Raw genomic sequence first — 11,738 nt, forward strand, 5'->3', positions numbered from 1 at the left:
AATTAAGAGTTGTTGCTTACCGCATTAATAAATACTTCATTCATGCTCGGGATTTTTTCGTCAAACGACCGTACTTTTCCTACCTGCACAAGATCCAGCAGAATATGATTCTGGTCGCTTTCATTTTTTAGATCGAATAAAAGCAGGCTGTTTTCACGGGCGACATTAAAAATTTCATATTTGGTTCTGAAACTGTCCAGTTGAGTTTCGCTGACCTCGGAAAGGGTAATCCCGAAAATATTTTTCTTGAATTTCTCCCTTACGTCAAATACCCTTCCGTCAATGATCTTTTCAGCATTGTTGATTAAAGCTACATAATCACACATTTCCTCCACGCTTTCCATCCGGTGGGTCGAAAGAATGATGGTGGTTCCGTTGTTTTTAAGTTCAATAATCTGGTCTTTGATCAGGTTGGCATTCACAGGGTCAAAACCCGAGAACGGTTCGTCAAGAATCAGTAGAGGCGGTCTGTGGAGCACCGTGACCACAAACTGGATTTTTTGGGCCATCCCTTTTGAGAGCTCAGAGAGTTTCTTTTTCCACCATTGGTCGATATGAAGTTTGTCAAACCATTTTTTGGCTTCGTTCAAAGCATCATTTTTGCTCATTCCCTTCAGTTCGCCGAAATAAAGAAGCTGGTCACCGACCGTCATATTCTTATACAGGCCTCTTTCCTCAGGCATATAGCCGATGTCTTTAATATGGCTGGGGTTGAGCTTTTCTCCATTGATGGTAATCTCCCCGGAGTCAGCCTGGGTAATTTGGTTAATGATACGGATAAAAGAGGTCTTCCCGGCTCCGTTAGGGCCTAAAAGGCCATACACGCTCGCTTTAGGAACGTGGATGCTAAAATCATCCAGGGCTACCTTTTTACCGGCGTTGTAAGTCTTTCTGATGTGTTCAGCTTTCAGCATGAAATTGTTTTTTCTTATTAGTAAGATAAAGTGCCGAAAGTTACGGAAATATTAAAATAGAACTGAGCGAAAAGAAAAAATCCTGATGATTATCAGGATTTAAGTTATTGTTTTACAATCTGAGTGACCTTCATGGTATTGTCACTCAAAATATACCGGATCAGATATTTTCCGGGTTTAAGTTTTTCAATATTGATTTCTCCGGAATTCATGTTGACCGAATAGTTGGCTACCTGTGTCCCTAAAATGGAATAAAAAGTAACGCTTTTAACTTTCAGATTAGGTTCTTTAGCTTTTATGATCAGGAAATCCTTAGCCGGATTGGGATAAGCAACCAATACCCCGTCATCAGACTTCTGAGAGAAAGAGTTAGGTTCCTTGATTTGCGCTTTGATATTATTGGAAAATCCAAAAAAAGTGCCCGAAAATATAAATAAAAGTAAAATTTTTTTCATCAAATTAAAATTTCGTAACTATATTAAAACAAAACTAAACAATTCTGCAATCGCCTGCAATAGTTTTTTACAGAACTTGTAGTAAATTTGTATTAAATTTTATTCAAAAAGTATTCCAAAAATGATACATTCAAGAAACAGAAGGCTGAGAGTGAACGAATCGGTCAGAAGCCTGGTGAGAGAGTGCACGCTTACGACCAGTGATTTCGTAATGCCGGTATTCGTCATGGAAGGTGAAAACAAAGAAGAACCCATTGCTTCAATGCCGGGAATTTTCAGGAGAAGCATAGACCTGACGGTAAAAGAATGCAGGGAATTGTTTTCTTTAGGGGTGAAAGCCGTTAACCTGTACATGAAAGTGTCTGAAGACCTTAAAGACAATACCGGAAAAGAAGCATGGAACAGGTACGGGCTGATGCAGAATACGATCAGGGCCATCAAAGATGCGGTTCCTGAAATGATCATCATGCCTGATGTGGCACTGGATCCTTATTCGGTTTACGGGCACGACGGGATTATCGAAAACGGTAAGATTGTAAATGATGCGACCAATGACGCCCTGGCCAGAATGTCTGTTTCGCATGCAGAAGCCGGAGCCGATATCGTGGCCCCGAGCGATATGATGGACGGAAGGGTTCAGGCCATCCGGGAGGCGCTGGAAGACAGCGGATTTACAGACGTGGGAATTTTAAGCTATGCCGCAAAATACGCCAGTTCTTTTTACGGGCCGTTCAGAAGCGCCCTGGACAGCGCACCGAAAGATGATATGGAAATCCCGAAAGATAAAAAAACCTATCAGATGGATTTTCACAACTCGAGAGAAGCATTGAATGAAGTGTTTAAAGATATCGAAGAAGGGGCTGATATTATTATGATCAAACCGGGGCTTCCGTACCTGGATATTGTTTCCAAAGTCCGTGAGGCCATTGACCTCCCGATTGCCGTGTATAACGTAAGCGGGGAATACGCCATGGTGAAAGCAGCCGCGCAGAACGGCTGGCTGGATAATGACAAGACTATTATTGAAAGCTTAACCTGCTTCAAAAGGGCCGGAGCCGATATGATCTTTACGTATTTTGCCAAGGAAGCGGCGATTCTTTTAAACAGGTAGGCAATAAAAATATAACAAATAACACCTCAGCCGAGGTGTTATTTGTTTTTAATGTTTATCCGAAGCAGGCATGATAATGGGGAGATCCCGGAACAATAGGGTTTTCTCCGCCTTTGTCATAGACGCAGATATTAGACGGACATAAATACCATCCCGGCTGGCAGTTGCCATTGGCATCCGGCGGGCGGATATTTCCTCCGTTAATTTTCATCAGGTCTTTTTTTGTTAATTTTTTCATGATAATATGGATTTGGTTAATCCCCTCTAAGGTAATAAAAATTTGTCACATGGTATGGATATAATAAAAAATTCCTTTATATTACATGATATTAAAATTCTTTCCTTTCGTAAATTTTGCGGCAAATGGTGCCTGGCTTCCTTTGTATTTCAGGACAAAATGTTTTTTGGTATTGGTATCCACTTTCGCAGTCACCTCTACATCCTGGGTCTGAAAGCTTACGTCGATAACGGCTCCGGATTCCTTTTCAAGGTAAATTTCCACACTGTCCGCATAAAATAAAGAAGCACTGAGGTAATTGAACTTGATATTTCTTCTGTACGATTTGGACTGATCCTGCGTGAATTCAGAATAGCTTCTCAGGATTTCAATGCCCGGCGAATCAATGTTGGTGATCCTGGATTTGGTAACGCCATTGACCCGTACTGAAAAAGCTCTGGCACTATTGAGGTTTCCGTTAACCCCGATATTGAAAAGGGAAGGCAGGGAAAGCCCGAACTCCGTTATATTTTCCTTTGTAAATTCAAAATCAGGAATTAAGGCAGGGAATTTCTGAATATTCATCAATTGTTTTTTAACGGTATTCAGCCGTTCTCCTTCAAACAGGTATCCGATCAGGTTATTGTTGGTAGTCCGCCAGTTCCTGCCATTCCATTCATAAATTTCACAGAGCATGGTGTCGGTAGAGGAGTGGGGGAGCAGATCCATATCCTGCCATTTGAAAACTTCCTTGGCATACGGCCTCCGGTTGATGATATTAATGCCCAGGTCCAGAGCCAGAAGCTCGGTCAGTTGCTGATTGTTTTCCATAGTAATAAAGTGTTTGGGTTGGTGTTATAAAATTATGGAAATTAAATAAGCGGTGATTCTATTCCCCTCAGAAAATCAGCGATTTTCAAAATCTATATTGTAAGAACTGTCCTGATTTCAGATGAGCAGATTTAAAGACACAGAAAAACCGGCATGATCACCATTACCTGTGAGTGTTTTTTTGAAGCACAGGATCTGAGCCATTTATCTTAAAATAGCTCAGCCGTTACAATCTTCCGTGCTCCGGAACTTTCAATTACCGAGATCTTAAATTTTCATAAAACTTTCAATGACGGTTTTTTAATCTGAATATTAAATTCAAAAAAACTTTATCTTTGCTCCTATGATTTTACGCGGAGAAAACTTAATCAAAGAATACGGTCCTAAAAAAGTAGTAAAAGGTGTTTCTGTACAGGTTCAGCAGGGCGAGATCGTAGGTCTGCTCGGTCCGAACGGGGCCGGGAAAACCACTTCGTTTTATATGATTGTAGGATTGGTTAAGCCGACTTCCGGAAAAATTTTCCTGGATAAGCAGGAAATTACCACCGATGCGATGTACCGCAGGGCACAGAAAGGAATCGGATACCTGGCGCAGGAAGCTTCCGTGTTCCGTAAACTTTCGGTTGAGGAGAACATCATGGGTGTTCTGCAGCTGACCAAGCTTTCAAAACGCGAGCAGCAGGTGAAATGCGATGAGCTGGTGGAAGAATTCTCCCTGCAGCATGTCCGCAAAAACCGCGGAGACCTTTTGTCGGGGGGTGAAAGAAGGAGAACGGAAATTGCCCGCTGTCTGGCTACGGACCCGAGCTTTATTCTGCTGGATGAGCCTTTTGCCGGGGTAGACCCGATTGCCGTAGAAGATATCCAGAAAATCGTAAGAAGCCTGGTGGATAAAAACATCGGGATCTTAATCACCGACCACAACGTCCAGCAGACCCTGGCGATCACCAATAAAACCTATATCATGTTTGAAGGGAGAATCCTGAAAGAAGGCCTTCCCGAAGAACTGGCGAATGACCCTCTGGTAAGGGAAGCCTATCTGGGTGAAAACTTCGTCTACCAGAGCATCCTGGACAAGCCGAAAAAGAAAAGCTATGCCTATAATATCTGGGCCGGGAACTTCGATTCCAAAGCCCAGCTGCAGGGTTTTGTGGATGACAACTTTGCGCAGTTCGATGACCTGAGGCTCATGTACGGGTTTGAAGACATCAGCTTTGCATCACTGGGGAATTCTGAGATCCAGCATATTTTCAATGATGTGGTGGATAAAAATGCCAACAATTCCTTTGTTTTCCAGAAAAAGGAAATCAATTCACAATATTCACCGGAGCAGGCAGAAGAAGAGTCCAAAGCTGCCGGTACCCCTGAATTGCATTATGTGACGACTTATATTTACGAAGGATAATTAACAGGCAGATTTGCTTAAAAACAGAATAAAACGTACCTTTTCTCCAGTAAACGGTGCGTTTTTCCGTTAAACTCATTCCTATGGCCAAGCCTTTCAACAGAACACTCACTTTATTCGGGATATACAAGCAGCTTATTCCCTTTATCCGGCCGTACCGGTTGATGATTTACGGGACGCTGTTCCTTACCTTTTTAGGAGCGCTTGCCGCACAGGTCAACCCGCTGGTCCTGAAATATACGATTGATGAAGTAACCAATCTGACGCATCTTCCGCACCCAATGTCTGAAGGCATCCATGTACTGGTCCTGATTTCCGTTATTCTGCTCGGAAAGGAACTGCTGAATATTTTCATCAACTTCGGACAGAAATTTTACGGCGAAAAGATCAGGATCAACGTAAGCTCGGTGCTGGCACAGTCGGCCATCGACAAAATTCTTACCTACAGAGTGGCGTATTTCAATGATGAAAACCATGAATCGGGAAAACTGCAGATCAGGATCGACCGCGGCATAGAAAGCCTGACGAAACTGGTGCAGAATTTTTTCATCGACATGCTGCCCCTGTTTTCCAATTCGGTCATTGCATTGGTGATCATGTATATGCAGAATGTATATGTCGGTATGGTTTCTACCATCATCGTTCCCATTTATTTTTACATCAGCTCGTTACAGGCCAAGAAATTAGGCGGAGTAAGGAGAACCTTAAGAAACCAGCGCGAACAGAAAACCTCGGGATTATTGAATCTGATCAATTCCATCATGGTCATCAAAAGCTTTGTCCGCGAAAAATTCGAAGGAAAAAAACAGTACGACCTGCAAATGCAGCTGATGGGGAGCCAGATGTTTACCCGGAAGACCAATTTCATTTACGACGGGCTGAAAACGTTTATTGAACAGTTCGGCGTGGTGCTGATCATCATTTTAACCGTTTATCTGGTGCTTGACCAGCAGATGACCATCGGTGCGATCATGCTGCATATAATGCTCTTCAATAATGTTTCGGCACCGATCCGCCAGCTGCACAGGATTTATGATGATATGAATGATGCGATGATTTATGCAGAAGGGTATTTCGATATTCTGGATGCCGAAAACGAAGAAGAGCCTAACGGAACTTTTGTGGAACAGAATATCAAAGGGAACTTTGAACTGAAAAATGTAAATTTTACCTATCCGAACGGCACCCAGGCTCTGCATGAGGTTTCCATGAAAATCGAAAACGGAAAGACTACGGCCCTGGTAGGCTTAAGCGGAGCCGGAAAATCTACCGTGATCAATCTTCTGTGTAAATTTTACCTGCCGGATTCGGGGAAAATTCTGCTGGATGATGTGGATTTAAGTGATTTTGACAATACCTTTCTGAGAAGTGATTTGGGCCTGGTGCTTCAGAAAAACCATATTTTTCAGGGAAGCATTGAAGACAACATCCGGTACGGCAATATGAATGCCGATTTCAGGGAAATTGAAGAAGCTGCTAAAAAAGCCTATCTCCATGAACAGATCATGGAGCTTCCGGACCAATACCGGCATGATGCCACCCAACTCTCCGGCGGCCAGCAGCAGAGGATTGCCATTGCCAGACTGTTCCTCAAAAACCCGCCGATTATTTTCCTGGATGAGCCTACGGCAAGCCTGGATGCTATTTCCACGGAACAGATTAAAAATTCCCTGGACGCGATAAAAGCAGGACGGACGGTGATTATGATCTCCCATTCCTTATCACAGATTCTAGATGCCGATAAAATTTACGTGATGAAAAAAGGAAGGGTAGTGGAAAACGGAACCCATGACGAACTGGTACAGCTTAACGGAACCTACCGTGAAATTTTCGATGCTTCCGCAAGGAGCCTGAATCTTGATAAGCTGGTGAATAGTTTTAAAGATCATTGATGTTAAGTAAAAAGTAAAAAGTATAAAGTATAAAGTATAAAGTATAAAGTATAAAGTATAAAGTATAAAGTATTTTGGCGATAAACTTCAAATTTCTGTCTTAGTCCATGAATGATCATTATCTGAAAAAACTTGACCGGGTAACCGCGATCCTTACTCAATTACAGTCTAAACCGGTGGTGCGGGCGCAGGATCTTGCCCGGAAGTTTGATGTGAGCATAAGGACCATTTACCGGGATATTAAAACCCTGGAAAATGCCGGGATCCCTATTGTCGGGGAAGCGGGAAGCGGCTATTCTTTAATGGAAGGCTACAGGCTTCCGCCTGTTATGTTTACCAAAGAAGAGGTGTTGAGTTTCATTACGGCAGAAAAGCTCATGCAGCAATTTTTACATGAAAGCCTGGGCAACCATTACCAGTCTGCTATGGAGAAAGTCCGTTCCGTGTTGAAATTTTCGGACCGGAATTTAATAGGAAATATTGAAAAGCAGATTGACATCTACAATTACCAGCCTAAAACCGAAGATCCTATTAAAAACGTGATCCCGATCATTCTGGAAAGTATTGCCGAAAAACGTCAGCTGCTGATGGAATATAAAACCGTTGATTACAAAATTTCCGTAAGGACCATTGAGGCCGTAGGTGTTTTCTTTGAATTCAATTTCTGGTATATCATGGCATTCTGTACCTTACGCAATGACTTCCGGCAGTTCAGGATTGACAGGATTCTGAAGATCTCCATAACGGAACATCCGTTTTTGCAGGAATACGGACAGATCAATGATTACCGCAAAGCCCCGAACGGCAACAAAACGAAAGTCAGGCTTCTGGTAGAGAAAAAAATTATCGGGCATATCATCAATTCCAAAAAGTATTATGGCCTTACTGAAGAGATAGAATGCGGCGATCATGTCGAACTTATCTTCGAAACCGACTGGATCGATGAGGGTTTTCCGCGATGGTTGATTACCTTTGCAGATTATGCGGAGATTCTGGAACCTGAATCTTTAAAAGAAAGCCTCAAAAAATTAATGGCAGATATTTCAAAAAAAATCTAAAATATTATTATTCAAATTCATTATGAAATTTTTACTATTACGTTGTTTATTATTATGTACCGTCGTTTATTCAACAGCCGCTTCTGCATGTTCAGCTTTCCTGTTAAAAGGGAAAGGCTATTCTGTAGTCGGCTTCAATGAAAACTGGAAAACGATGCCGGGGATGATTGTGGTCAATAAGCGCGATGTTTGGAAAAGAAATATCAGCTGGGAAAACCTGACGACCGACAATTCCAAGTATGCCAAGCAATGGAACTCAAAATACGGTTCCGTAACCTTCAATCTGTTAGGCTATGATTTTCCGTGTTACGGAGTGAATGAAAAAGGGCTTTTCCTGGTTGAGCTTTATCTTGAAGAAACTTCAAAAGTGAAAAATCCTTCCCAGCCGAATATGTTCTGGGCCCAATGGATCCAGTATCAGCTCGATAATTACAAATCGGTAAAAGAAGTTGTGGATCACCTGAATCAAGGTCCGAATATCGACTGGTGGCCGAATGCTGCTGGAAGCCACTTCTTCCTGAGTGATGCCGCCGGGAATACGGCAACCATCGCATTGCTTGACGGAAAGTATAAAGTACTGACGGATAAAGATATGCCGATGCCGCTTTTATGCAATAACCAGTACAAAAAAGATCTGGCCGGCGCTCAGAAGTTTGATTTTTTAGGCGGTCAGGAAAAATTTAATTTTGCGGATCAGGGGAAATGGGAAGACCGTTACAACCGGGCCTATTATATGCTGAACAATTATAAGTATGATCAGAAACCGGTAGCGTATGCCTGGAATATCCTGAACTCGATTCATGCCGGGGAATGGCAGACCGTGATCGACCTTAAGAATATGAACCTTTCTTTCCGGTCCGATCTGAAAAAGGAAGTGAAAACCATTGACATTAAAAAACTGGATTTCTCTAAAAATGCTTCTGTGAAATTCTTAGACATCCATACCGAAAGCCTGGGAGAAGTGAATAAAGATTTCAATATTCTTACACTAGGTAAAAACAATGAATACGTAGAAAAAGGATTTCCCATAGGGTATGACAACAAAGAGTTCGGAACTTCGGAAATGTTCACCAGGCTCAAAGGGAATATCATTAAATTCTTTAAAAATATTCTTCCGGAATAACAGAAAACATGAAAATTAAAAAGCTTTCAGAAACAAATCTGAAAGCTTTTTTTTATAAAAGATTCTGAGGTTAAAATCTTTCCCAGAAAAAAGGCGGTTCAATTCCCAATGCCCTTAAATAAACATACCCCTGACCACGGTGGTGGATTTCATTGTCTACAAAATACAGGATATTCTGATAGACCGGAAACTCGTACTGGCCGAATAAATTAAAGCTTTCCTGGAAACGTTCTTCCGAAATCTGTGCAAAATAATGGTTGATGGTTTCCGTTTCCTCGTCCCATTTTTTCAGAAGCTCTTCCTTGGTTTCCGGGTTGAAAGCATCTTCATTATAGGCTTCCGTCTGTTGGCTGACAATGCCTTTCAGGCCTGGTCCGCTTACGCTGATCATTTCAACGGCCAGTTTTGCAAAAGGCCTCATCCCGGCGATCGAAAATTCAAATAATTCTTTTTCCGGAAATGCTTCGATGATTCTCCGGGTTAAATTCCGGTGTCCCTGCCAATGATCCAGCAATTGTTCAGAAGTCACGAATCGGGTGGTGGTGTGTGTGGTAGTACTCATAATGTAATGTTGTTTGTTATTGTCGGGACAAAGGTAAAACCATGTTGTGACAACAGTTTGTCAGCAGTGTTTTCAATACTTAAAAATTATTTTATTTTTAAAATATTAATGTAATTTTTCCGTTCATAAAACAGGCTTATATCATAGGTTGTTATCGATAAATAATTTGAACGGATCGGTCTTTTCAGGCCGGTCTTTTTTATTACGAGTGAAGAAAACTGCGCTAAAAAGTAATGGGAACTTGAAAATTGAATCCTGTTTCGTTCAGCATAAAAAACAGATTCAATTTATTTTTTTCTGATGCGTATATATATTTCCCTCCGGAAAAAGATGCATCGCCAGATATTGCTTAAGGACTTTTTCTGTATTGTATTGATGGGATCATAATTCTTTTCTGGCACAGGAACACATTGTACTTGTGAAAACAAGGTGTTTGAAAGTGATAATAATTACTTTTACTGCTGATGATTGAGCATCACCAGCAAACAAAAATAGACACCGCTTAATATCCTTTTGTAGAAATTCTAATTCTGCTTCCTGTTGAGCATCATTCGGGTTGCCAGAATATGCTCGCAGGGACCTTGCTTTAAACCATTGGTTTTGTAAAAACCGCATTGACAATTTCCATCGGTCAATCGTTGGTCCTTATCGATATAAGCTTCCGTTTTGTAAGTGGAATTATTCTCTCTTACCGTTCCGCGGATATGGAGAACATCATTTTTCACACTGTAATCAATTTTCACTTTGCCTTCCGAAATCAGCTGATCCGCTTTTTCCTCCTGCGGACTCGAAAAACGCAGCTGCTTCATGTCCAAAGGTTCCTGGGTCAGTTCGCGAACTCTGTACAATCCCGAATTGAGATCATAAATTACTCTCCCCGCCTGGGTATAAGACGTCAGCGAAGACGAAATGGCAGCGGTATCGAGATTCAGTTTTCTTGAAAGTTCAACAGTGGTTCCGAACCATGTTTCCTTTAAGGCATTGAAAACCTTTTCCTGAGTCAGTAAGTCTACGTGACTCCTAGGAGCCATCAGATCAAAATTTCCTGCCCTGCTCCAATCGTTGGTGGTCCATCCTGAAAGTCCCAGAGTAAAGGACATATCTCCCAGATCCGCAATATAAAATGAAGGCATTCCGTTTCCTAATAAAACCACCCTGAAATTTTTGGCAATAGGAATCAATCTTTCCAAAATCAACAACCTTCTTCTCCCCCAAATCCTGATCGTTTTACTTTCCGGTCCCTTATAAATGGAACGGTGAAAAGTTAATGTCTCGTACCACGGCTCAAAAACTGCCTGAACCGGTTTTCCGGGCTCAAGGATAAAACGCAGTGCCCTCGGTCCTTTTTTCTCCTTAAACCTTCTTAGAAACTGACAAATGCTGAAAATATCCATCGGATGAAGATCGAAAGTCGTTGCCGGTAAAGTCATTGCAGAACTCACCTGTAAAAATCCGCGAACCCAGGAATCGGGCAAATCTATTTTTTCTTCCTTGTACACTTCTTCGTTTGTGGTAATCGCCTCAAAACCTGAAGGGTCAATTTTAAATTCCGTGTCTTTATAGTCCCTTATTTTTTGGAATTCGTTGTAAAGCGTAGCCGAATAATCAATATTGGTCGTCCCACATTTGAATTCGCTGATCTCCGTGAAAACGTTATAGCTGCTGCTCAATTTTCCGTAAGTGGATTCGTCCTGGCTAAAGCATTCAAAGAAAACCTCATCAGGATGAACCGTAATGACGGGATCGAGAACAAACCAGGCATCTTTGTCTTTTTGGTACAAGTAATCGAAATAAGTCTTTTTAGCGGTATTGAAAGGACCTAATACCCGGTTTTTTTCTTTATACACCAGGTCAAGTTCCCCTCTCACTTCGGCCATTCTCTGTCGGACTTCCTCTATCTGAAATTCTGCCATGTAGTCGCTCAGCCAGAGTTTTTCCTGTTCAGCAACCCAGTCCTTGTATTCGGTTTTGTCTTTCGGCTTGAAACGGAGATCGGAAACCACCACATCATGCAATGCCGAAATGGCTTCCCTGAAAGGAATTCTTTTATTGAGTTTACCTACAAAAAATGTAGGATCTCTTTTCAGATCAGGTGAAAAGCTCATCTGCGTGCTCGTGGCAGAGTTTGTAACGGCTGTATCTTTATGAAATTTATAATCGAATAGCATGG

10 protein-coding genes and 1 pseudogene are annotated in these 11,738 nt (G+C 41.7%); 5 read left to right on the forward strand and 6 right to left on the reverse strand.

Annotated elements, in window-relative coordinates:
- Positions 1 to 2: 2 nt before the first annotated feature.
- Together H561_RS0103270 and H561_RS0103275 are read right to left on the reverse strand one after the other, a co-directional pair.
- Positions 3 to 914 (reverse strand): ABC transporter ATP-binding protein, encoded by a 912-nt coding sequence (locus H561_RS0103270; protein WP_027385719.1) that lies wholly within the window; start codon positions 912 to 914, stop codon positions 3 to 5.
- Positions 915 to 1,018: 104 nt separating this feature from the next.
- Entirely contained in the window at positions 1,019 to 1,369 is a 351-nt protein-coding gene (locus H561_RS0103275; RefSeq protein WP_027385720.1) for a T9SS type A sorting domain-containing protein, read from the reverse strand.
- 121 nt (positions 1,370 to 1,490) lie between these two features.
- On the opposite strand from H561_RS0103275, the gene hemB reads away from it, so the two are divergent.
- A complete protein-coding gene (gene hemB / locus H561_RS0103280) occupies positions 1,491 to 2,480 on the forward strand; it encodes a porphobilinogen synthase (protein WP_027385721.1) in 990 nt (329 codons plus the stop codon).
- A 55-nt stretch (positions 2,481 to 2,535) separates the two neighbouring features.
- Here the strand turns inward: hemB and H561_RS0103285 are convergent, their stop codons facing one another.
- Together H561_RS0103285 and H561_RS0103290 are read right to left on the reverse strand one after the other, a co-directional pair.
- Complete coding sequence (locus tag H561_RS0103285) at positions 2,536 to 2,718, reverse strand: bacteriocin (RefSeq protein WP_027385722.1); 183 nt, start codon at positions 2,716 to 2,718, stop codon at positions 2,536 to 2,538.
- 81 nt (positions 2,719 to 2,799) lie between these two features.
- Positions 2,800 to 3,528, reverse strand: a complete 729-nt coding sequence (locus H561_RS0103290) for a hypothetical protein (RefSeq protein WP_027385723.1) — start codon at positions 3,526 to 3,528, stop codon at positions 2,800 to 2,802.
- Positions 3,529 to 3,871: 343 nt separating this feature from the next.
- Between H561_RS0103290 and lptB the strand changes: the two are divergent.
- From lptB to H561_RS0103310, 4 genes and pseudogenes are all read left to right on the forward strand, one after another.
- Positions 3,872 to 4,597 (forward strand): annotated as a pseudogene (gene lptB / locus H561_RS21960) (LPS export ABC transporter ATP-binding protein); the annotation flags it as partial.
- Positions 4,598 to 5,097: 500 nt separating this feature from the next.
- Positions 5,098 to 6,825, forward strand: coding sequence for an ABC transporter ATP-binding protein (locus H561_RS0103300; protein WP_051349307.1), 1,728 nt, complete (start codon positions 5,098 to 5,100; stop codon positions 6,823 to 6,825).
- A 107-nt stretch (positions 6,826 to 6,932) separates the two neighbouring features.
- The gene (locus H561_RS0103305; protein ID WP_027385725.1) at positions 6,933 to 7,883 is read left to right on the forward strand and encodes a helix-turn-helix transcriptional regulator; all 951 of its coding nucleotides are present in this window, start codon (positions 6,933 to 6,935) and stop codon (positions 7,881 to 7,883) included.
- 22 nt (positions 7,884 to 7,905) lie between these two features.
- Complete coding sequence (locus tag H561_RS0103310) at positions 7,906 to 9,006, forward strand: linear amide C-N hydrolase (RefSeq protein ID WP_027385726.1); 1,101 nt, start codon at positions 7,906 to 7,908, stop codon at positions 9,004 to 9,006.
- A 70-nt stretch (positions 9,007 to 9,076) separates the two neighbouring features.
- Here the strand turns inward: H561_RS0103310 and H561_RS0103315 are convergent, their stop codons facing one another.
- On the reverse strand, positions 9,077 to 9,568 hold the full coding sequence (locus tag H561_RS0103315; protein WP_027385727.1) for a DinB family protein: 492 nt from the start codon (positions 9,566 to 9,568) through the stop codon (positions 9,077 to 9,079).
- Positions 9,569 to 10,092: 524 nt separating this feature from the next.
- Positions 10,093 to 11,736, reverse strand: coding sequence for a hypothetical protein (locus tag H561_RS0103320; RefSeq protein ID WP_027385728.1), 1,644 nt, complete (start codon positions 11,734 to 11,736; stop codon positions 10,093 to 10,095).
- Between the last annotated feature and the right edge of the window lie 2 nt (positions 11,737 to 11,738).

It is taken from the genome of Chryseobacterium gregarium DSM 19109, assembly GCF_000430845.1.
Lineage (GTDB): Bacteria > Bacteroidota > Bacteroidia > Flavobacteriales > Weeksellaceae > Chryseobacterium > Chryseobacterium gregarium.

What these genes read in the sequence shown, in the direction of transcription:
- H561_RS0103270 (WP_027385719.1), bottom strand. Translation starts at nt 914, where the DNA reads ATGCTGAAAGCTGAACACATCAGAAAGACTTACAACGCCGGTAAAAAG.
- H561_RS0103275 (WP_027385720.1), bottom strand. Translation starts at nt 1,369, where the DNA reads ATGAAAAAAATTTTACTTTTATTTATATTTTCGGGCACTTTTTTTGGA.
- hemB (WP_027385721.1), top strand. Translation starts at nt 1,491, where the DNA reads ATGATACATTCAAGAAACAGAAGGCTGAGAGTGAACGAATCGGTCAGA.
- H561_RS0103285 (WP_027385722.1), bottom strand. Translation starts at nt 2,718, where the DNA reads ATGAAAAAATTAACAAAAAAAGACCTGATGAAAATTAACGGAGGAAAT.
- H561_RS0103290 (WP_027385723.1), bottom strand. Translation starts at nt 3,528, where the DNA reads ATGGAAAACAATCAGCAACTGACCGAGCTTCTGGCTCTGGACCTGGGC.
- H561_RS0103300 (WP_051349307.1), top strand. Translation starts at nt 5,098, where the DNA reads ATGATTTACGGGACGCTGTTCCTTACCTTTTTAGGAGCGCTTGCCGCA.
- H561_RS0103305 (WP_027385725.1), top strand. Translation starts at nt 6,933, where the DNA reads ATGAATGATCATTATCTGAAAAAACTTGACCGGGTAACCGCGATCCTT.
- H561_RS0103310 (WP_027385726.1), top strand. Translation starts at nt 7,906, where the DNA reads ATGAAATTTTTACTATTACGTTGTTTATTATTATGTACCGTCGTTTAT.
- H561_RS0103315 (WP_027385727.1), bottom strand. Translation starts at nt 9,568, where the DNA reads ATGAGTACTACCACACACACCACCACCCGATTCGTGACTTCTGAACAA.
- H561_RS0103320 (WP_027385728.1), bottom strand. Translation starts at nt 11,736, where the DNA reads ATGCTATTCGATTATAAATTTCATAAAGATACAGCCGTTACAAACTCT.